Source organism: Pseudomonas sp. Bc-h (assembly GCF_002080045.1).
Classification (GTDB): Bacteria; Pseudomonadota; Gammaproteobacteria; order Pseudomonadales; family Pseudomonadaceae; genus Aquipseudomonas.
Window position 1 is genome coordinate 1 of sequence record NZ_MUIN01000012.1, and the last position, 20,473, is coordinate 20,473.

Below are 20,473 nucleotides of genomic sequence, written 5' to 3' on the forward strand. Positions count from 1 at the left end.
AGTTCTTTGAGTAGCTGCTGCGCGACGGTTTCAAGATCGGCATCACCCTCCACAACCGACCGGCCAACAACGACAGACAAAGGGCTTGGCCCGATATCCGTCAATGTGAACACATGGAAGGTCTTGTCCTTGAAACCCAAAGGCCGCACGAAACTCAGCTCGTTGGTCAGAAAACGTTCCCGCGGCGGAGGTGGTGCGTCAAGCGCTTCCTGTGCGAGGCGCTCCTCTTCCTGGCGCTGCTCTTCGCGAAGCCGTTGCTCTGAAATACGATCGTAAATGCTTGTCCGCATTGGGGCGTTCCTTGTCCGTCAGCTTATTTGTTCAGGTTGATGATCGTTTTGCCTTCGACATCGACCACGTTGCCGGACAAGGTGATCGTTCCATCCGACTTCATGATCAGCTTGCTGGCTCCCACTTCCAGCGTGATGGACGTCGCGGCCTTGATCTTCACTTCCCCCTTGTCGACAGTCACGAAATACGAGCCATCCGTCACCGCGATGCTGGTTTCAAGCTTGATGGTTTCGGAGTGCTTGCCGTCCACATGGATCTCGCGATTGCCACCGACCTTGTGGCTCTCATCAACCTCGATCTCGGTGTCCAGGTTTCGCTCAGCGTGAAGGCTGACCTGCTCGGCGCCCGCTTTGTCTTCAAAACGGAAGAAGTTGGCGTTGGCACCCTTCCCCTTCATCGACCGCGTCAGAAACCCGCTCTGCGTCTTGTTCGCGGGCAGCGACCAGGGCGGTGTGTTCTGGCTGTTGTACAGGCTGCCCATGACCAGAGGGCGGTCGGGGTTGCCGTCGAGGAACACGACCACCACTTCATCGCCAACTCGCGGAATCTGGATGCTGCCGAATCCACCGCTGGCACCCGACTGGGCGACGCGGACCCAGCAGGAGCTGTGGTCGTTGTGCTGGCCTTTGCGGTCCCAATGGAACTGAATTTTCACGCGGCCCAGTTCGTCGGTGAAGATTTCTTCGCCGGGAGGGCCAACGATGATAGCGGTCTGCGGGCCGGGAATCGTAGGGCGCGGCGTGGACAATTGCGGACGGAACGGGATCTTTTTGCGCACGCAGGTGAAGGTGTTGTAGTAGCTCGCCTGATGGCCGTTGAGGTAGTTGTTGTGGCCTTCGCTTTCGACGCCCATCAGCAAAAACTGCCGGTCTTCGGCAGAGCCTTGGTCGTGGTCGTAATGCTGCAGCAGCTCGAAGGTGTAGCCGGGTTTCATCGCACGGCAGTTGCTCGCGCCGCTAAAGCTTTTGCCCTTGAGCTCCAGCGCTTCGACCCTCAAACGGACCAGCGCCTCGCCCTCGTCGTAGGTGCCGTGGGTGTACTGGCCGGGAAAATCGTAGATCTCGAAGTTTTCGACATCGCCCTGTTTGTTCAGGCTGTTCATCGTCACCGGGAGGCGGTTGTTCGGCTGGCGGTAGTCGAAGGTCTGGACGGCGATCTTGCCGGACTGCAGCTGACGATTGCCGCTCCACTGGGTGATGGAGTCGGCAGTCTCGGTGACCGAGGCGGTGTGAAAACGGATCTGCGGTTGTTCAGGCAATGGCACCAGCGTGCTGGAGTCATCGCAGATGATCATGGTGTGGCCTTCGGCGGTGTGCTCGAAGTAGTAAAACATCCCTTCTTCTTCCAGCAGGCGCTGGACGAAGTTGAAGTCGGTTTCACGATACTGGGTGATGTAGGTGTAGCGCTTTTGAGGTTTGGTCAGGCGGAACTCATGCCGGGAAAACGCCGGGCACAGGGCGAAGACCTGGGTGACGACTTCCTCGACCGTGTTGCCTTGAAAAATCCGCGTATCAAAACGGTTTTTCAGCATCGAAAACCAAGGGTTCAAGGTCGCGGTGTAGCGCGCCATGCCGCCGTCGCTGCCAATGCTGGCGAAGCGGGTCAGGTAACCGGCCAGGTAGCGCGGCGACCCTGTCGCGAGTTCGATTTCGATGGTGACCAACTGGCCCATCATGGACTTGAGCTCGACCCCGGAATCCTCGCAGACCAGCAGCAGTTCAAAGCTGTACGCCTGCGACAACCCTTCGCGACCCTTGAAGGATTCGATCAGCAATTGCTGTTCGGGATTCGCCAAGTTCTTGAACTTGAACAAACGCCGGTTCTGGGGCGAGAGCAACGCGGCAAGGTCCATCGACATGTGTATCTCCTTGAGGCATGGGGAACAACGCTACCGCCATGCTCGGCAACAACAGGTTACGGGCAACCGGGGGAACAGATATCCCGTTGCACCATCGCTGATTAATCAAGTGCGCATCTACAGGCGAACACACTGACACCCGTAGCACTGCTCCGAGCGCTGCTTAAGACCTTAGCTACCGGTACGTTTACTATTGCGTCGGTCAGTATTCTTGCATTACGCGTTCATTCAGCACTGCCAGAAAGCCACGCGAATCGTTCGGCGAACGCGGGCTTTACCACAGCTGGACAATGCGACCGCGAGGCAATGCGAAAGTGCCACTAGCACATCAAAAATGAGAATCTGGTCACAGTCTCAAAAATGTTACAGATGCCTGAAAGCGAGGAAGGAGACACCTGCGGGCTGCGTTGTGTCAACCCAAAAACCGTTTTTTGCGAAGTGATACGCAGTGCTGTGGTTCACGCTTCAAGCAATATGTGGAAAAAGATCAGAGGGTTTGAAGACGATTAAAATCAAGCATGGCAGTCAGTTATCGGCATCTCCGCATTAGTTGATATTCATATGACATCATTGCCGAGTGTAACGTAGATGAGAAAAATGCAGCCCATTCTGAAATTTAATGCGTGGGTGATGGTCTTACCTGCCACTAGTGGCTCAGTGATATCGGACACGACAACCTAATGATCGATATCTGGCAAGCGGCTTTCACTCAAGGACAGTGATGTGTAAATGGACCTTTTAGCCCACGTCCCCAGCTGGGACGACATCGAACGAAACCTGGATCATAAATTCAGCGAGCTGAACCAGAGCGTCAGCCACGGCTTGCAAAGCGCTCATGACGGCTGGGACGGTTTCACCCGCCGGGTCAGCAATGGCGCAAGCCAAGCCTATGGCGCGATGGGTGGCCACCGGATCGACTATGTTCGGCAGGCGATGGCACTTTCCTATCCCATCATGCAGTCCGACCTTTCTCGGAAATGGGCGTCGATCAACATCGACGAGATTTTGCCCGTCCTGCTCAAGCTAGTTCGGGAAGTGGTGATGATTCTGGGCAGCAGTGTTGCCGTTGGAGGCACAGTGGGAGGCGCGGCCGGGGCCATGGCGTTCGGCGCAGGTGCAGCACCGGGCGCAGTGATCGGCAGCGGTATCGGCCTGCAGGTCGGCAACCTGATACTCACGGCATTAGGCCTGGCATCAATCGCAGAGTATTTCTGTCTCGGCGTAGGTCCTTGCGTATCCATCCTAACCGACGGCCTGAGCACTGCATGGCATGCCGGTGATGGTCTTAAACCGGAGGGGTTAGATCCGACTGGGGGCTCGTCCGCGCAGATTCAAGAACGAACCGAACTTGCTGCCCGCCGGCTTGCTCAAGGTCAGCAGGAACTGGTCGTTCTGCTGCTGATGGCTATCGTTACCTACCTTTCACGCGGGCAATTGAAGGCCGGCGTGATGAACAGCATGGAAACCATCGCCACGCGCAGCGCAAAACTCCGATCAGGCATGTCCAACCAGCCGTTGGTAGTATGGCTGACGAAAAATGAAAAATTGCTACTGGAGCATCCAGAGCTACAGATCAAAGGCGTCATTTCAGTTGAGAAGCTAGCGCGGGAAACTGAGATGCGCGAGTTTTACGCCAAGCAGGATTCTGGATTCACCTCCGTGGAAAATAAGCGACAAAAGGTCAAGACATTTGAGCCGAAGGGCTTGAGCGCCCAGGAGGTTCAAGACTATTTCGCAAGCGCGGAAGGGAAAAAATATTTCGCTAAAATCATAGCAGCAGCTCCTGACGCAGCGCCTGAGGTTCTAATTGAGAGAGCTTATAGCCAAGTGGCATCAGGCAGTACTATACCGGTGACCACCCCCATATCAACTCCTCTTGTGAAAATCGTACCTATAGGTGAAGAAGGTATTTCTGACTTCTCACCATTCTTCACTACGATGGAAGAATTGCAAGCGGCTGCTAAATCCGGAAAAACCCTAGCGGACTCACTTGGCTTACCAGTCATTAGCGAAAACGCGAGGTATTCTATATTTGAGATTAATCCTCTTCAACCCACTGAAGTTTTTGCCAGCAAAGTAGCGCCAACGGTGGAATTTGGAGGTAATATTACGAGAACCGGAGGGGCGACCCAATATCTGGCCCCGAACAGACGAGAGTGGTCTGCAGCGAAGCTTATTGGCGAAATCGATAACTAGGAATCATCATGGACATTCTGGCATTAAAAAACTCCGCAATAGAACTGCGAAAAACTCTGGAAATCTATAAGGAAAAAGAGCCAGCAGTACTGGACTTGCATGATCACCTGGAGCAATTAATAGCTGCAGCTGAGCGAGGCGAAATCACCACTCCAGTTGAGCCTAGAGACATACCAGGCAGTAAAATCATGGATGAGTCAAACCTCAGAAAATATCAGGACCTTTCGGAAGCTTACAGCACCTTCTATATTGAACTTATTGGAGTCCGCGGTTCAGAATCATATAAAATGATGGAAGACATGATAAAAGAAGCTAGGAGCCAAAAATAAGCTCCGGTAGGTTCGGCCGTTGGGATCGGATCTATAATCGTGCCGGATGCCAATCCAATGAGCCGCAGAGAAATCTGCCAGAGTTAACTTGGAAGCGGCCATTTCATACAATTGACGCGCACCGACTCAGCAGACGCAGGCATTTTTGGGATTACCACAGCAAATCAGCTCAATCAACTCGAAGAAGAATTAATGGTCGGTCTGGACATGATTTACGAGATGAGATTCCGGACCTGGGCAGCTATCGCAAGCTCGGTATGGTTAGGGTCATTGTAGGCAGTGACCGTACTCCTTGTTATCGGGCTTGATCATCATTGAGGCCGAGCAAGCCACTGAAGCGCTCTAGAGGATTCTATGATCAAAGAACCAGGCGACGTGCTTGAACTTGCACTGCAGAATGATGAGCTCGACAGATTTCTGGCTGGTGAGCCCTTCTATTTTCTCGAAACCAAGGACGATCATGATGACCCTCAGAATGTTATCGTCGCGTTTGACGTGCTCTTCATGCCGCAATTCAAAGCTCGCAATACCCCGCTCCCACAGATGTTCGTTCAAGCCTTGTTAAAGCTGATCGCAAATTATCCAGACCGAAACCGAGCGCTTTACATGGCGGTCGACTGGGTGTGGTGCTATCGCTATTTGCTCCAGAAAAAGCAAATGCAGCCAGATGGGCCCTATGCATCGCTGCCAATAATAGACCTGAGTGCTGTTGCCAATGACCTCAAGTCAAGCCTGGAAGAACAGAAAGAGCACCTCATGAGAGACTTACGATGGGCTGGTGCCCTCTGGAATAGCCGTCTTGGCCTATGGGAGCCCTTAATGCGCACCGCCCTCCATGTAAGGGATAAACTTGGAGGACCGGATTTTGTGCCGAAGAACGGCTGAGCTGGCTTGTTACGACAAGCCTACACATGTTGATCGATGGCACGGCTAAATAAGCGCTAGCGTGTCGGTAGCAAATACATTGCTACGCATTAGCACCATTCATACCGTGGCCCAACAGTGTGGCAAAAACGTGAAGGTCGAGCATGAAATTCAATGACACTTACGTAAACCGCACAGAATTCTTTTCTCTCGGCATCGAGGAAACTTCCGGCAGATTTTATGTCTCTTTCCCGGTAAGCAACGGGTTTACTGATTACGAAGAATACTATGCAATAGACCAACAAATGTTCGAACGTTTCCAGAACGATGTGGATGCCGCTGTAAAATTCGTAAACCGCTGCCGCCGACATGAGCTTGACGAGCTGCTAATGCAAAAACCGGGCAGGAACAGAGGCACTGCCATCTAGCGTGTGAATACGCAACTGACGCCAAGGAACCTTTGACTTGAAAAAAGCCATTGATTACATCGACGAAGCCATTAGCATGACGCGTTCGAGACTGGACACGGGCTCAAGAGACGCCGTGTATTCCAGGCTGCTGTACAACCTCGAATTCCTGAGAAATGTGGTGCTGGGCGTCGAGACAGACAAAGCTCAACTGCACAGGCTCAAGATCTTTGTCTGGCCGGCAGAAGATTTCTATCGAGATGATCCGGAGCATTCAGATGCACTTGCTGTAGCCGACCACATCCGTGACCAAATCGCACACGGGCTGAAAATCCAGCTTCCGGATGGCCAGCCTCCAGAGAGCCTTTCGAGAAGGTAAACCGCCTGTGAGTCAATCTTTCAGACGGGATGTTCAATCCTGACAGCTGGATACGACCATGAACCTCACGCTACTCAAAGCCAAAGCCATCGCACTGGAAGAGCAGCTCCAGTTGCACGCCCCGCTGGACCCGGAAGCCATCAGGCTTTGGTCAGCTCTCAAGCCACTGTTGACGCTGGCCAAGGCAGAGCAGATCTCCCAGCCACTTGAAACTCGAGACGTGCCTGGTCGATATCTCTTCACTGAAAGAAGCCTCCAGCAATACGGCGAACTCGAAGAGGCATATGCACGGTTTGCGATCGAATTGACGGGTGGTGAGAGTCCGGCATTGAGGATGTTTCGCGAGTCAGGGGCTTCGCGGCCCTGACGGCGAGCGACGGGGTCACCATCAACGCCAACGAATCCCCTCAGGAGCTTCAATGCTAAACACGGGCCTGCAACACCTCTACAACAAAGCCTTGCTTTCGCCTCTCAGGCTCATCTCGGGCAGACGATGACCGGCACTCAACTGCCCTACTCCACCCATGTGGCAATGGTGGCGAACGAGTTGCTTTTTGCTGATCGCGAAGAGTCAGTCGGTGCGCTAGAAATTGCGTTGCCTGCCGCGTTGATGCACGACGTGATCGAGGACACGTCCATTTCACAGGCGGCGATAGCCGAACGCTTTGGCGAACAGGTCGCCTCGGTGGTTGCGAGCTTGAGCAAAAACCTGATCGTGCCGTTTTGCGAAGACCGTTATTTCCGGGCCATCGCTGCGCATTCGAAAGAGGCGGCAGTGATCAAGCTCTGTGATCGGATCACCAATCTTCAATCAGTACCCGCAACATGGGCGCATGCCAAGAGAGTGAGCTATCTGGTTGAGTCGGTGCAGATCCTGCGCGCGTTGGGACACGCAAACGCGTTCCTCGCGAAGCGTTTGTCCGAGTCGATGGCGCGATACGAAACGCTGATATGAAGAACATCAGCGAAACGACCGTGAACATGGCGCGCATCGCGCAATTGCTCCGCGACGGCAATGAACACGCGTGGGCTGCCACGGTGGATCGCGTCCGGGAACAGCTACCTCAGGACATACCAGAGGCGCGATACCACATCATGCGGCTGTTCGGGGGGATGGGGTCTATCAGCGATGTCGTCCTTTACCGCGAAGGGCACCTGCTGACAACCGAAAACGACGAACTTTATCAGTTACTGTCGGCGCTCTACGACGATTGCAAGGATGCACGCAGTACTTGAGGTCTGCGCATTACCGTCAGCACGTGACCGTTCTCTGGCGCAAAACATTGTCTTATTGACGTCTGACGGCAAACGAATCCACGTACAGATCGAAGGCCTGAACCTGCTCGCTGACCTGCGGCCAATCCCAGTAGTGATCCACGTCCTTTCGGTATTCGATGAAAGCCGGCGAAGTTTCCCCTTCCGCAAACAACGCCGTGATGGCCGCACACTGCATGTACCAGTAAATCTCGATGCACTAGGTCAATCGCTCGGGAGTGACAATCTCGCGCCAACAGACGCCCTCTTTCGCGGTCGGCTTCGGTCATTCGTTGAGGGCCGATCTCTTGAGCGTGCGTCACGTAGGCCAGATACCGATTGCGCAACTCGCTGTCTTGGTCCATCAGCGGCGGGCAGCCGGGCAAAGGCGCTGAGAGCGGCTCGGGCTCTATGTTGACTGGCAACCAGCTCAGGTTCTGCTGCACACGGCTCAACGTCCGACCCTCTCGCACCTGCGCCGGACGCACCGCCGACTCCGGCGCGTTCACAGGTTCGTGACGACTCAAACAGGCTTTGACGCGACGCAACCATTGCATTGGCAAGACTCCCTAATGACGCGTTCGCTGGTACCGAGTCATCTCGATGCATGCTCAGGTGGTGACAAGCCCTGTGGCGCTTTTCATCTCAGCACGCAAAATCAGGTGGCACGATGGCGGCGTTATACCTTGGATCCGCCTCTTCGACATCAGCCCTGCAAACAATTATGTGACGGACCGCACAGTCCATCACGCTCTGTTGCCATCATCGACGGGTCACCAATGAGCCCGTTTTGACGCAAGTTGCACACGAAGGTGTAACGCTGGAGGTGAACCGGTTCACCTTTTTCATCTTTTCTTTCCCACTTTGAATGGGATCCAAAAAATCGCTGCAGCCTTTGATTTACAAGGGCTGCACGGATACCAATGTGTATCAGAAACTTAACTAATAGCACTCAGACATCATTGCGATGTGTATCAAAAACGAGAAAAACTTGTCGTCTGTAGGAACTTTCCTACAGAAAATGTTGCCTGAGCTGACGCTGCTGGCTAGTCAATATTGATGTGCTAGCACCCCACTTTCACCTATCGTGCGGGGCGATTTCGTGATGCTGTTTGTCCGGGATCAAACCTTGGAACAGGTGTGCCGGTTGAGAAATGCGTAGCCCTTCCCATTCCCCTGCGGTTGTGCGGGATGTTGTCGTGAAGGGTTCAAGGACGATGTATCGATGACCCAGACGTTTGATGTAGAAGCTCTGATCAAGTTGCGAAGCCAGACTCGGGCCATTTCCGATGTGCTCAAGGCCCAGGCTTCGGATTATCTTGCGACGCTGTCTTTGCTGATACGCCCGCAGAATCTGTTTGGGGAATATCTGCAGGGCGCACAGCGCAGCAGTGGCAGGGAAACTCAGCATCACTTCAAAGAACTCAAGGCGTTATACGACAGAATTGGCGCGGCCTCTCCGTTCCAGTTGGTCAGTGAACTGGAAGTACCGCTGAACCTGATCAGCACCACACCCGAGTTGTTCCCACTGGAATACGACAAGGTACTGGAACACAGCGGCCAGTCGATTCGCATCACCAGCCCGACGCGCTGGGTGGTCGGTTTCAACTCGTTCGATCTGGCGCAGTTTCGCAAGGTTATCAAGGACCCCAATCGCAGCAGTGCGCAGCTGTATCGCTTCGTCGTGCATTACCTGGTCCTGTTTTATTGCGTGAGCAAATCACCGGGCTTGGGCCGGCTGTTCGACGGGTTGCGCTTTCCCGTGAGTTTCGAGCGGCTGAAGGACTTCGGCGACCTGCCCTTCTGCGTGATCAGCTCCCCGGTGCGCTCGACGCTGCCAGATGACTCGGTCATTCGCAGCAGCACCCAGATTGCCGGCAACGCCAGCTTCGAAGAGTTGGTGGGCCACGACAGCATCATGGAAATGAAAGATGAGATTCGTCAGCGCCTGCTGATGACGATCGAAGGACTGTAACGCGGCCGGCTCATCGTCGGGCCGGCACGCAAATGACTTGCAGCGAGTTACTCGCACAGGAGATCACGATGGCGAAGAAGGAAAGTACCCAGCACAAACTCGACCGCGTTCGCGCCCCTCGAGTTCACATCACCTACGACGTGGACATTGGCGACGCTCAGGAAAAGAAAGAGCTGCCCTTTGTCGTCGGCGTGCTGGGCGATTTCTCCGGCAACCCGCTGGAGCCTTTGCCAAAGCTCAAGGACCGCAAGTTCATCTTCATCGACCGCGACAACTTCAACGGCGTGCTCAAGGGCATCAAGCCGCGCCTGAGCTACCGCGTCGACAACACGCTGGCCAAGAACGGCACGCAACTGGGTGTCGAGCTCAACTTCAACACGCTCGAAGACTTCGAGCCGCAGAACGTGGTCAAGCAGGTCGAACCGCTGCGCAAGCTGCTGGAGGTTCGCAACAAACTGGCGGATCTGCGCAACAAGATGGGCGGCAACGACAAGCTCGAAGAGCTGCTGATGGATGTGTTGCAGAACACTGAAAAGCTGAAAACGCTGGGCAAGGAATTCGGTCGCGAAGCCGCCGTTCCAGCCACCGACGCCAAAGAGTAAGCAGGAGCACGACGATGAACGATAAACAAACCGTGGCTCAGCAGGACAGCGATCTGGTGGAAGTGGAGAACTTCGCCCCGCAGTCTTCGCTGCTCGACAGCATCATTTCCGAAAGCCGTGTCGCCCGCTCCGAAACTGAGCGCACCCGCACCCGTGACCTGATCGGCGAACTGGTTGGCCAGGTGCTGGAAGGCGAAATGACGCCGAGCAAGGACTTGATCGCGGTGCTGGATGCGCGGATCGCAGAGATCGATTCGATGCTCTCCGAGCAGATGAACGAGATCATGCACGCTCGCGAATTCCAGCAGCTCGAAGCCTCCTGGCGTGGCCTGAAGTACCAGGTCGACCAGACCGAAACCAGCACCACGCTGAAGATTCACCTGCTCAACGCCTCGAAAAAAGACCTGGTGCGCGACCTAAAGGCGTCCTCCGAATTCGACCAGAGCGCCCTGTTCAAGAAGATCTACGAAGAAGAATACGGCACCTTCGGTGGCGCCCCTTTCGGCATGCTGCTGGGCGACTACGAGTTCAATCGCAACCCGGAAGACATGTACCTGCTCGAAGAGATTTCCCACGTTGCCGCTGCCGCGCACGCGCCGTTCATTTCTGCGGCATCGCCTGAGCTGTTTGGCTGGGACTCGTTCACCGACATGTCCGGCCCGCGTGACCTGGCGAAGATTTTCGATACGGTCGAATACGCCAAGTGGAAATCGTTCCGCAACTCCGAAGACTCACGTTACGTCGGTCTCACCCTGCCCCACGTGCTGGGTCGCCTGCCCTATGGTCCGGATACCACGCCCGTCGAGGAATTCAACTTCGTCGAAAGCGTCGATGGCCGCGACCACAACAAATACCTGTGGATGAACGCCGCTTACGCGCTGGGCACTCGGGTCACCGACGCGTTCTCTCGCTATGGCTGGTGCGTGGCGATTCGCGGTGTCGAGGGTGGTGGCCTGGTAGAAGGCTTGCCGACTCACACCTTCAAGACCGATGACGGTGAAATCGCGCTCAAATGCCCGACGGAAATCGCCATCACCGACCGCCGCGAAAAAGAACTCTCGGACCTGGGCTTCATTCCTCTGGTGCATTGCAAAGGCACTGACTACGCCGCGTTCTTCGGCACCCAGTCGACCCAGAAGCAGAAGCAGTACAACACCGACATCGCCAATGCCAACGCACGGCTCTCGGCGCAGTTGCAGTACATCTTCGCCACCTCGCGCATCGCTCACTACATGAAGGCGATCATGCGCGACAAGGTCGGCAGCTTCGCGTCACGTAAAGACGTCGAAATGTTCCTGAACAAATGGCTGTCCAGCTACGTATTGCTCGACGACACCGCCAGCCAGGAAGCCAAGGCCAAGTTCCCGCTGCGTGAAGCGCGCGCCGAAGTCTTCGAGGTGCCGGGCAAGCCGGGTGTCTACAAGGCCGTGACGTACCTGCGCCCGCACTACCAACTGGATGAGCTGACTGCATCCCTGCGTCTGGTTGCCGAGTTGCCGCAGTCCACACGCGGTTGATCGATACGTTTGCCAGGGAGGCAACATGAGTAGCCAACACAAGCTGTTGCCATCACTGCTGGACCGGTTGCTGGATGATCGTCCACACCAGTCCGTCGAAGCGTCATCGCAACGCTTGTGCTCGCTGGCCGACTACAAGGCCAGCATCGTTCGCGATCTGGAGATCCTGGTGAACACTCGCCAGTCTCTGGTCGCTGACGAGATCGAAGGCTTCGCCCAGTTGAACGGCACGATCCTCGATTACGGCATGCCTGACTTCACCAGCAAGAGCGTGCTCGACCCGCAGGACCGCTTGCTGATTCAACGGCAACTGGAGAAAGCGATCTCTGTCGGCGACCGGCGCTTTCGCAGCGTCAAGGTACAACTACTGGCACAACAAACCGGCCAACGCATGCTGACTTTCCGCGTGGACGCCGTACTGCGCCTGCAAGATATTTCGCGTCAGGTTTCCTTCGATGCGGTGCTGCAGGTCAACACCCAGGAATACAAAGTACAGAACCTCAACTGATGCTCGACGACCTGCTCCCCTATTACGAAAAGGAACTGTCGCACCTGCGCTTTTTGGGCCAGGAGTTCGCGAGCCAGTATCCGAAAATTGCGTCACGGTTGCTCATCGAGGGCGATAACTGTGAAGACCCGCATACCGAGCGTTTGATCGAGGCGTTTTCGTTTCTGGCCGCCCGTGTCCACAAGAAACTCGACGATGAGTTTCCGGAGATCGTCGAGGCGTTTCTTGAAGTGCTGTACCCGCACTACCTGCGCCCGACCCCGTCGATGTCTATCGTGGAGTTCAGCATGGGCAGTAACGAGAAGGTCACAGAGGCCTATCGCGTCGCCCGCCACACTGAAATGCACGCCAATCCGGTGGATGGCGTCGTGTGCAAATTCCGTACGTGCTACCCGGTCGAGCTCTGGCCGATAGCCGTGCAACAGGCATCGTTCGTCGAGCTGGAACGTTCTGCGTTCAATGGCCACAGCGCCGACCTCGTTGCGCGATTGCGCATCACGCTTGGGACCACGGCCGATGCGCTGTTCGGCCAGATGGAACTGAACAGCCTGCGATTTTTCCTCGACGGCGAAAGCACGTTGATGCTTCAGCTGTACGAATTGCTGTTCAACAACCTGGCGAAGGCCACGCTGACGTTCGAAGATCAGGGGCGCTCGCGCGAAGTCGCTCTGCCCGCCAACGCGCTGAAATCAGTGGGTTACGGTCTGGATGAAGGGCTTGTGGACTATTCGGAACGCTCGTTTCTGGGCTATCGCCTGCTCCACGAATACTTCACCTTCCCGGACAAGTTCATGTTCTTTGACCTGTCAGGCTTCGGCCGCATTCTGGCCGGGAAGGAGCTCGATAAGGTAGAGATCAATTTCTATTTTTCCGACTACGACCTGAACGATCGTCTGGCGCGCCTGACGCAAAATATCGGCCGCAGCAACTTCAAGCTCAACTGCTCGCCCATCATCAATCTGTTCCGCCAGCACGCTGAGCCGATCAAGCTGACCCACGCTCAACATGAGTACGCGGTCACTCCCGATGTACGCCTGCAGAGTTCGGCCGAAGTCGTGTCCATCGACCGCGTGCAAAGGGTCAAGAAACTCGGCGGCGTGGATCAGGTTTCCACCTGTCATCCTTTCTTCGAGCCCCGTGCCGATCAGGGCTCTGGCAACAGTTTCTGGATAGGCCGCCGGCGCCCGGTGCAAACCCAGCAACACGATGGCACCAACATGTTCATCCGTGTGGTCGACAGGGATCTGGAACTGATCGACTCCAGCAACGACACCCTGAGCATTCGTCTGACCTGCAGCAACCGTGACCTGCCCCTGATGCTGCCATTCGGTGGCGAACGCGGGGATTTCAATATCCCGGCCAACTCGGTGATCAAAGACATCCGCTGCCTGCGCAAACCCACCTCCTCGGTACGGGTACCGTTGGGCGATGGCGTGATCTGGCGCTTGATCTCGCACCTGTCGCTGAACCATATGTCGCTGGTGGCCAACGGGCGCGAAGTGCTGCTCGAACTGCTGTCGCTGTACAACTACCGCAACACCTCGGCGATCCGTAAACAGATCAACGGCATCGTTGCAGTGAGCAGCGAACCGGTGGTCGCTCGCATCGGCCACCCACGTCCCAATTTCGTACGCGGTGTCGGCATCACCCTCACGTTCGATGAAAGCCAGTACACCGGCAGCGGCGTGTTTCTGTTCGGCATGGTCCTGGACCATTTCTTCGGCCAGTACTGCACCCTCAACAGTTTTACCCAATTAACCCTTCGCACCTTGCAGCGCGAAAAGAGAGTGGTCCAATGGCCTCCGCGAACCGGCGATCAACCCCTGGTCTGATTGACCAGGCACGGGCTGAGCCGCACCGATTCGAGTTCTTTCAATTGGTGCGTTTGCTTCGCCTGCACTACAGCAGAAACGGGCGTATGGACCTGCAAACGCGGCCCCATGAGGACCCGTTGCGCTTCCGCTCGCAACTGTCACTGAACTTCCCGGCCAGTGAAGTCAGCGACCTGAAGTTCGAGCGCGAGGGCAAGGTGTCCGCCGCTGGTCTGCCGCTGTCGGAAGTGCAAGTCACCTTCATGGGGCTGGTCGGCCCCTCCGGTGTGTTGCCGCGTCCGTACACCGAGCTGCTGATGGAGCGCCACATCCAGTATCGCGACGACGCCGCCCATGCGTTTCTCGATCTGTTTTCCCATCGCATGACCACGCTGTTCTACGAGGCGTGGCAAAAGTACAAGTTCTACATCGAGTACGAGCGCAACGGCAGCTCGAACTTCGATCGTTATCTGTTGAATCTGGTGGGGTTCGGCCCGCAGGCGACGAAGCAGAAATTCGGCAAGGACGGCTCTCCCCTGCGTCGCGAACTGTTCAGCTATTTCTCCGGCCTGTTCACTCAGAAGCCACGCAACACGCTGAACCTGCAGGTCATGCTGAGCTTCTATTTTTCGCTGCCGTTCAAGGTCAGGCCGTTCGCCGGACGCTGGCTGAAACTGGACGCCAGCCAATGCACGCAACTGGGCCGCAAGAACGCCGTGCTCGGCCAGAGCGCCGTGGCGGGCAACCGGGTGTGGGATTACCAATCGTGCGTGCGCATCGAGATCGGCCCGCTGGCGCTGAGTGACTATCGCCGCTTTCAGCCCGGCACCGAGGACTACCAGAAACTAGTGGAGCTGGTTCGTTTCTATCTCGGCGCCCATCTGGATTTCCAGATCGCGCCCACCCTCAAACGCGAAGCGGTACCGATGGCCCGTCTGGGTCGTCAGGGTAACGTCTCGCTGGGCTGGCTGGGCTGGCTCAAACGTCCTGGCGTCGAAGTCGAGCCTTCTCGCTGCGCCCTTTTCCATATTCCTTTTGATGGGGTCTCCCTGTGAACCTGAAGTCGCTGTTCGCCAAGCTGAACGAAACCAGCCGCACAGCCACAGAAGCCGCTGCCGCTCTGTGTTTGTCGGAGCATCATTACGACGTCGAAGTCGAACATCTGCTCTTGCAACTGCTGGAAGGCAATGACAACGACTTGCCGGCGATTCTTCGTCATTACGAAGTGGTCCCGGAGCGTTTGCAGGCGCAGTTGGTCACCGCACTGGGCACCTTCAAAAAAGGCAACACCCGCACTCCGGCACTGTCACCGTACATCACCCGGATGATCGAGCAGGCGTGGGTGCTCGCGTCCATCGAGTTCGGGCAGAGCCAGATTCGCACCGGTTACCTGCTCCAGGCATTGCTGGATGACGCCGAGCTGCGTCGGGTGGTGATCGCCTCGGCCCCGGAGCTTGAAAAAATCAACGCCGACGACCTGCGAGTCAACCTCGGCGCACTGGTGGAAGACAGCGCGGAATCGCGTCTGGCCAGGCCTCTGGAGAACCAGAGCGCAACCGGCAGCCGCCCCTTGCAAAGCAACGGCAAGACCCCGGCGCTGGACCAGTACACCATCAACCTGACGCAAAGCGCCCGTGAAGGTCGCATCGACCCAGTGCTGGGTCGCGAATTCGAAGTGCGCCAGATGGTCGACATTCTCACCCGTCGCCGCCAGAACAATCCGATCCTCACCGGCGAAGCGGGCGTGGGCAAAACCGCCGTTGTGGAAGGCCTGGCGCTGCGCATCATTCAGGGTGACGTGCCGTCGGTGCTCAAGGACGTGGCGATTCACACACTGGATCTGGGCCTGTTGCAGGCAGGCGCTGGCGTCAAAGGCGAGTTCGAGAACCGTCTGAAATCGGTGATCGAGGAAACCAAGCGCAGCCTGCACCCGATCATTCTGTTCATCGACGAAGCTCATACGCTGATCGGCTCGGGCGGCCAGGCCGGACAGAACGATGCAGCCAATCTGCTCAAGCCTGCATTGGCACGGGGCGAATTGCGCACCATCGCTGCGACCACTTGGGCTGAATACAAGAAGTACTTCGAGAAAGATGCCGCCCTCGCCCGCCGCTTTCAGGTGGTCAAGGTCGAGGAGCCGGACGAAGACAAAGCCATTCATATGCTGCGCGGCCTGCTCGCCAAAATGCAGGAGCACCACAAGGTCACCGTGATGGATGAGGCGCTGGTCCAAGCCGTTCGTCTGTCCAGTCGCTACATCACCGGACGCCAGTTGCCAGACAAGGCCGTCAGCGTACTCGACACCGCCTGTGCCCGGGTGGCGCTGGCGCAATCGGCGCAGCCAGGTCCGCTGGAGGACTGCAAGCGACTGATCGACAACCTGCAATCGGAAATCACCGTGTTGCAGCACGAAGCGGCAAAAGGCAGTGATCACTCGCGTCGCCTCAGCGCGCTGAACGATGAGTTGCAGGCCGCGCAGCTGACTCGCGAAACCCTGGAGCAGCAATGGAAGCGTGAACTGGAACTGGTTGAAAAACTGGCGGCCCTGAGTTCCGGTGACGCACCCGATGCCCATGAAATCGCCGCCGTGCGAGCAGAGCTGTCGCAGGTTCAGGGCGAGCAGCCGCTGCTCCACGCCTTGGTCGACGGCGGCACCATCGGCGAAGTGATTTCCGGCTGGACCGGCATCCCGCTTGGCAAGATGCTGCGCGACGAAATCGACACCGTGCAGCGCCTGCCTGCCCTGCTGGGCGAGCGCGTGCTGGGCCAGGATCACGCGCTGGCCGAGATCGGCAAGCGCATCAAAATCTCCCGGGCGCGCATGGAAGACCCGAACAAACCCATCGGCGTGTTCCTGCTGCTGGGCCCCAGCGGCGTCGGCAAGACCGAAACCGCGCTGGCGCTGGCCGACACGCTGTACGGCGGTGAACGCAATGTCATCACGATCAATATGTCCGAGTACCAGGAAGCGCACACCGTTTCCAGCCTCAAGGGTTCGCCACCGGGTTACGTGGGCTATGGCGAAGGCGGTGTGCTGACCGAGGCGGTACGGCGCAAGCCCTACAGTGTGGTGCTGCTCGATGAAGTGGAAAAGGCACACCCGGATGTCCTCGAGCTGTTCTTCCAGGTCTTCGACAAGGGCGTGCTGGACGACGGTGAAGGCCGTGAGATCAATTTCCGCAACACGGTGATCATCCTCACGTCCAACACCGGCACCGATCGCATCATGCAGTGGTGCCTGAACGCCGCCGAGCAGCCAACCCCCGACGACATCGTCGAAGGTCTGCGCGGCGAGCTCAATCAGGTGTTCAAACCGGCGTTTCTCGGACGCCTTTCAATCGTCCCTTACTACCCGGTCAAAGACGCCATCCTGGAACGCATCGTGGGGCTGAAACTTGCGCGTATCCGCCAACGTTTCGAACGCAACCACCAAGCCGTTCTGGGATACGACGAGGCTCTGATCAAAGCCATCGCCGCGCGCTGCACCGAAGTCGACAGCGGCGCTCGCAACATCGACAACATTCTGTCCAGGACGCTCATGCCCGGACTTGCGCAGCATGTTCTGGAACGCATGGCGCAGGACAAACCGATTCAACGTCTGGACATCGAGTTGGGCAGCGACGGCGATTTCGCCTACCGCCTGACTTGATCGAGCATTCTTAGGAAGCAGTCATGAATATGCGAAACATGGAACGTCTGTATGCCAGCGCTGGCTGGGCAAGAGGCCTGAGTATCCTGGCCATGATGATGACGCTGGCGGCGTGCGGCATCACCGACCGCGCCAGCAAGCGTGTCGACGATACCTGGGCCGGGGACATGCTGTTCGGCGACAAGGAGAAGGTGATCCTGACCTCCGATGGCGGCAACCAGCTGAACCCGGACCCGTCGGGCACGCCGCTTTCTGTGGTGGTGCGGGTTTATCAACTGACCGCCCTGGAGCGCTTTGCTTCGGTCGACGCCGACTCACTGTGGGCAGACCCGCAAGCAGCGCTTGGCAATACGTTGATCGACAGTCAGGAGATCACCCTGCTGCCAGGCATGGGGCAGATCGACCAGTGGCCGCTCAACAAGTCCGCGGGCTATGTCGGCGTCGCAGCCTTCTTCCGCACCGAAGAGAAAAGCCACTGGAAAGTCGCCTTCGATGCCAACTCGTTGCGTAAAGACGGCATCTGGTTTTCATCGGATGGCCTGCGCGTGCTGGTAGATAACAACCAGGTCCTCGCCGTGCGGGGTGCTGACGTGCTTAACAAGCCGCCCACTGAAGCCCAACTGGCCAAGAGCAACACCATGCCTCAGGACCCTGCGCACCCGACCCTCACACAGAAAATGCAGGACGCCCTGGTGCAGAAAGCCGAAGACAGCGCCGTGGATTCTGCGCAGAAGGGCATGCAGTCAAAATTCGATTCACTCTTGGAAGGCGTTCATGAGTAAGCAGAGCCGCGTGATGTGGTCTGAAGGGATGTTCCTTTTGCCACAGCATTTCCAATATCAGGATGAGTTTCACCAGCATCAACTGGCTGAGTCGACATTGCGCAGCACCCCCTTTCACTGGGGCGTGCAAGCGCTGCAGATCGACGAGCAAGCGCTGGCCGAGGGTTCGCTGCAGCTCAAACGACTGAAACTGGTGTTCCCCGACGGCAGCCTGTTCGATGCGCCGCAGCACGATCCGCTGCCTGCTGCCCGTGATCTGCGAGAGCTCCTCAAAGGCAACGACTTCAAGGTCTACGCGGCGTTGAAACTGCCTGAGCCGTTCGGTCTGAATTACGTTGAGGACGGTCAGGAACAGAAAAGTGCCCGGCGTTTTCGCAAGCAGTTCGACACCCTCCCCGACCTCAATGAAGGCGATCTGGAAAACGAGATCACCAGCCTGCGCCTGAACGTGGTGATGCTGATCGACGGCGATAATCTCGATGGTTACAGCTATTGCCCTGTCGCCCGTCTTTCTCGCAACAACGTTGGCGGCTTCAATCTCGACACCCATTTCGTGCATCCGACCTTGCACGTGGGTACGCACGAAACCCTGATCGGTCTGGGCAAACGCCTGCTCGGTGCGTTGCAGTCCAAGAGCAAGGCGCTGTCGGGGCGCCGTCGTGAGCGTGCGGATCAGATTGCCGAATTCGGTTCCAGTGACGTCACCCTGTTCTGGCTGCTGAACACGGTGAACCGCGCCTATCCCAATCTGGCGCATCTGCTCGCGCACCCTCGCCTGCATCCGGAGCGCCTATATCTGTTTCTAGCGGAGCTTGCAGGCGGGCTGCTGACGTTCTCGCTGGACACCGAGCTCAACGATATTCCGGAATACGATCATCACGACCCTGCGGCTTCTCTGGTCAAGCTCGACGAAATGATTCGTGTGCTGCTGGATAACGTGATCCCGAACCAGTGCATCGTCATCAACCTGACGCAGACCAAGCCCTCGTACTGGCAGGGGCAACTGCACGACCCACGCCTGGCGCAAGCGGACTTCTATATCTCGGTTCACGCCGACATGCCCGGCTCAAGCCTGCTGGAACTGGTGCCGCGGGCGTTCAAGGTCGGCTCACCCGAAGACATCGAAGTGGTGGTCAACAGCGCCATGCCGGGCGTGACGCTCAATCATTCCACGCGCCTGCCCAACGCGATTCCGGTGCGTCTGGACAACCACTACTTCTCCATCGAGCCGCATGGCCGGGTCTACGAACGCATGATGAGCGCGCAGGCGATTTCGTTCTACGCCCCCAGCGCGTTCACCAACCTCAAGCTTGAACTGATGGCGGTACTCAAATGAGCGAAGCTGTGATGCAAGGCGCCATGGCCGCCAACCACGCAAAACCCACTCTCAAGGATCTGGTGCAGGACTTCATCAGCATGGCGCTGATCGTGCGCCGTGGTCGTCAGGTGACATCTGTCAGTGCGTTCGAAGCCAGTGTCGACAGCTTTTTTGCCAGCCTTGAGCGCGATGCGCGCAGTGCCAACTACAGCGTCGACCAAGTCAAGGACACCCAATACGCGCTGTGTGCGTTTCTGGATGAGAGCGTTCTGCGCTCCGGCGACAACGAATTGCGCCGCCACTTCGAGCTGTCACCGCTGCAGTTCCGCTATTTCGGCGTGCACCTGGCAGGCCAGGGCTTCTTTGAAAAAATCGATGCCTTGCGCAGTGACGTCAAGCTCAACCTGGATGTACTCGAGGTGTATCACCTGTGCCTGGCGCTGGGATTCGAAGGCAAGTTCGGCATCGGCGAGAAAGACCAGCTGAGGTACCTGGCCAACACCCTGGGCCAGGACATCGCTCGTTATCGCAAGACCCCCAAGACGCTGTCCCCCGACTGGGCATTGCCTGACCAGGTCTCGCAGATGCTCAGGCATGAAGTGCCGGTCTGGCTCTATCTGGCGCTCATCGCTCTGGTCTGTTTGGCCGTCTACGTGACGCTGGACTGGCTGCTGGGCAAGGACGTCGCCGTACTCTGCGAACAAATCAGCCAACTGTTCAGTGCCTGAGCGCT

The 20,473-nt window shown here is 57.0% G+C and carries 19 protein-coding genes and 1 pseudogene; 18 read left to right on the plus strand and 2 right to left on the minus strand.

All coding sequences use genetic code 11. The features are described 5' to 3' along the window. Positions 1–290: DcrB-related protein (locus BWR59_RS23125; RefSeq protein ID WP_143490917.1), on the minus strand; the 290-nt coding region annotated here is incomplete at its 3' end. 23 nt (positions 291–313) lie between these two features. Next, positions 314–2,149 (minus strand): type VI secretion system Vgr family protein, encoded by a 1,836-nt coding sequence (locus tag BWR59_RS23130; protein ID WP_081567970.1) that lies wholly within the window; start codon positions 2,147–2,149, stop codon positions 314–316. 729 nt (positions 2,150–2,878) lie between these two features. Here BWR59_RS23130 and BWR59_RS23135 point away from each other — a divergent pair. The 18 genes and pseudogenes from BWR59_RS23135 to icmH all read left to right on the plus strand — a co-directional run bounded on the left by BWR59_RS23135 (position 2,879) and on the right by icmH (position 20,468). Then, entirely contained in the window at positions 2,879–4,345 is a 1,467-nt protein-coding gene (locus BWR59_RS23135; protein WP_081567971.1) for a DUF6861 domain-containing protein, read from the plus strand. Positions 4,346–4,353: 8 nt separating this feature from the next. Then, a complete protein-coding gene (locus BWR59_RS23140) occupies positions 4,354–4,674 on the plus strand; it encodes a hypothetical protein (protein WP_081567972.1) in 321 nt (106 codons plus the stop codon). A gap of 354 nt (positions 4,675–5,028) precedes the next feature. After that, positions 5,029–5,559 (plus strand): hypothetical protein, encoded by a 531-nt coding sequence (locus BWR59_RS23145; protein ID WP_081567973.1) that lies wholly within the window; start codon positions 5,029–5,031, stop codon positions 5,557–5,559. Between the two features lie 143 nt (positions 5,560–5,702). Next, the gene (locus tag BWR59_RS23150; protein WP_081567974.1) at positions 5,703–5,966 is read left to right on the plus strand and encodes a hypothetical protein; all 264 of its coding nucleotides are present in this window, start codon (positions 5,703–5,705) and stop codon (positions 5,964–5,966) included. Between the two features lie 37 nt (positions 5,967–6,003). Next, entirely contained in the window at positions 6,004–6,324 is a 321-nt protein-coding gene (locus tag BWR59_RS23155; protein ID WP_081567975.1) for an immunity protein Tsi6 family protein, read from the plus strand. A 58-nt stretch (positions 6,325–6,382) separates the two neighbouring features. After that, the gene (locus BWR59_RS23160) at positions 6,383–6,691 is read left to right on the plus strand and encodes a hypothetical protein (RefSeq protein ID WP_081567976.1); all 309 of its coding nucleotides are present in this window, start codon (positions 6,383–6,385) and stop codon (positions 6,689–6,691) included. Between the two features lie 52 nt (positions 6,692–6,743). Beyond that, positions 6,744–7,279 (plus strand): annotated as a pseudogene (locus BWR59_RS23165) (HD domain-containing protein). Beyond that, complete coding sequence (locus tag BWR59_RS23170) at positions 7,276–7,560, plus strand: hypothetical protein (protein WP_081567978.1); 285 nt, start codon at positions 7,276–7,278, stop codon at positions 7,558–7,560. The pseudogene BWR59_RS23165 and the gene BWR59_RS23170 overlap by 4 nt, the downstream one beginning before the upstream one ends. A gap of 1,243 nt (positions 7,561–8,803) precedes the next feature. After that, positions 8,804–9,553, plus strand: a complete 750-nt coding sequence (locus BWR59_RS23175) for a hypothetical protein (protein ID WP_081567979.1) — start codon at positions 8,804–8,806, stop codon at positions 9,551–9,553. Positions 9,554–9,621: 68 nt separating this feature from the next. Then, on the plus strand, positions 9,622–10,155 hold the full coding sequence (gene tssB / locus BWR59_RS23180; RefSeq protein ID WP_081567980.1) for a type VI secretion system contractile sheath small subunit: 534 nt from the start codon (positions 9,622–9,624) through the stop codon (positions 10,153–10,155). Positions 10,156–10,169: 14 nt separating this feature from the next. Continuing rightward, on the plus strand, positions 10,170–11,672 hold the full coding sequence (tssC, locus tag BWR59_RS23185; RefSeq protein ID WP_081567981.1) for a type VI secretion system contractile sheath large subunit: 1,503 nt from the start codon (positions 10,170–10,172) through the stop codon (positions 11,670–11,672). A gap of 25 nt (positions 11,673–11,697) precedes the next feature. Then, positions 11,698–12,180 carry a type VI secretion system baseplate subunit TssE gene (gene tssE / locus BWR59_RS23190; RefSeq protein ID WP_081567982.1) on the plus strand — a complete coding sequence of 161 codons (483 nt, stop codon included), beginning with the start codon at positions 11,698–11,700 and terminating at the stop codon, positions 12,178–12,180. Next, positions 12,180–14,012, plus strand: coding sequence for a type VI secretion system baseplate subunit TssF (tssF, locus tag BWR59_RS23195; protein WP_081567983.1), 1,833 nt, complete (start codon positions 12,180–12,182; stop codon positions 14,010–14,012). The genes tssE and tssF overlap by 1 nt, the downstream gene beginning before the upstream one ends. Beyond that, a complete protein-coding gene (tssG, locus tag BWR59_RS23200) occupies positions 13,976–15,046 on the plus strand; it encodes a type VI secretion system baseplate subunit TssG (protein WP_081567984.1) in 1,071 nt (356 codons plus the stop codon). Before tssF ends, tssG begins: the two co-directional genes overlap by 37 nt. Beyond that, positions 15,043–17,640 (plus strand): type VI secretion system ATPase TssH, encoded by a 2,598-nt coding sequence (gene tssH / locus BWR59_RS23205; protein ID WP_081567985.1) that lies wholly within the window; start codon positions 15,043–15,045, stop codon positions 17,638–17,640. Before tssG ends, tssH begins: the two co-directional genes overlap by 4 nt. 23 nt (positions 17,641–17,663) lie before the next feature. Then, complete coding sequence (tssJ, locus tag BWR59_RS23210) at positions 17,664–18,422, plus strand: type VI secretion system lipoprotein TssJ (RefSeq protein WP_143490918.1); 759 nt, start codon at positions 17,664–17,666, stop codon at positions 18,420–18,422. Further along, positions 18,415–19,758, plus strand: a complete 1,344-nt coding sequence (gene tssK / locus BWR59_RS23215) for a type VI secretion system baseplate subunit TssK (RefSeq protein WP_081567986.1) — start codon at positions 18,415–18,417, stop codon at positions 19,756–19,758. The genes tssJ and tssK overlap by 8 nt, the downstream gene beginning before the upstream one ends. Next, positions 19,755–20,468, plus strand: coding sequence for a type IVB secretion system protein IcmH/DotU (gene icmH / locus BWR59_RS23220; protein WP_081567987.1), 714 nt, complete (start codon positions 19,755–19,757; stop codon positions 20,466–20,468). Before tssK ends, icmH begins: the two co-directional genes overlap by 4 nt. Positions 20,469–20,473: the final 5 nt, after the last annotated feature.

Bases quoted from the DNA above. Each gene is read 5' to 3' on its own strand.
- BWR59_RS23130 (WP_081567970.1), bottom strand. From the start codon at position 2,149: ATGTCGATGGACCTTGCCGCGTTGCTCTCGCCCCAGAACCGGCGTTTG.
- BWR59_RS23135 (WP_081567971.1), top strand. From the start codon at position 2,879: ATGGACCTTTTAGCCCACGTCCCCAGCTGGGACGACATCGAACGAAAC.
- BWR59_RS23140 (WP_081567972.1), top strand. From the start codon at position 4,354: ATGGACATTCTGGCATTAAAAAACTCCGCAATAGAACTGCGAAAAACT.
- BWR59_RS23145 (WP_081567973.1), top strand. From the start codon at position 5,029: ATGATCAAAGAACCAGGCGACGTGCTTGAACTTGCACTGCAGAATGAT.
- BWR59_RS23150 (WP_081567974.1), top strand. From the start codon at position 5,703: ATGAAATTCAATGACACTTACGTAAACCGCACAGAATTCTTTTCTCTC.
- BWR59_RS23160 (WP_081567976.1), top strand. From the start codon at position 6,383: ATGAACCTCACGCTACTCAAAGCCAAAGCCATCGCACTGGAAGAGCAG.
- BWR59_RS23170 (WP_081567978.1), top strand. From the start codon at position 7,276: ATGAAGAACATCAGCGAAACGACCGTGAACATGGCGCGCATCGCGCAA.
- BWR59_RS23175 (WP_081567979.1), top strand. From the start codon at position 8,804: ATGACCCAGACGTTTGATGTAGAAGCTCTGATCAAGTTGCGAAGCCAG.
- tssB (WP_081567980.1), top strand. From the start codon at position 9,622: ATGGCGAAGAAGGAAAGTACCCAGCACAAACTCGACCGCGTTCGCGCC.
- tssC (WP_081567981.1), top strand. From the start codon at position 10,170: ATGAACGATAAACAAACCGTGGCTCAGCAGGACAGCGATCTGGTGGAA.
- tssE (WP_081567982.1), top strand. From the start codon at position 11,698: ATGAGTAGCCAACACAAGCTGTTGCCATCACTGCTGGACCGGTTGCTG.
- tssF (WP_081567983.1), top strand. From the start codon at position 12,180: ATGCTCGACGACCTGCTCCCCTATTACGAAAAGGAACTGTCGCACCTG.
- tssG (WP_081567984.1), top strand. From the start codon at position 13,976: ATGGCCTCCGCGAACCGGCGATCAACCCCTGGTCTGATTGACCAGGCA.
- tssJ (WP_143490918.1), top strand. From the start codon at position 17,664: ATGAATATGCGAAACATGGAACGTCTGTATGCCAGCGCTGGCTGGGCA.
- tssK (WP_081567986.1), top strand. From the start codon at position 18,415: ATGAGTAAGCAGAGCCGCGTGATGTGGTCTGAAGGGATGTTCCTTTTG.
- icmH (WP_081567987.1), top strand. From the start codon at position 19,755: ATGAGCGAAGCTGTGATGCAAGGCGCCATGGCCGCCAACCACGCAAAA.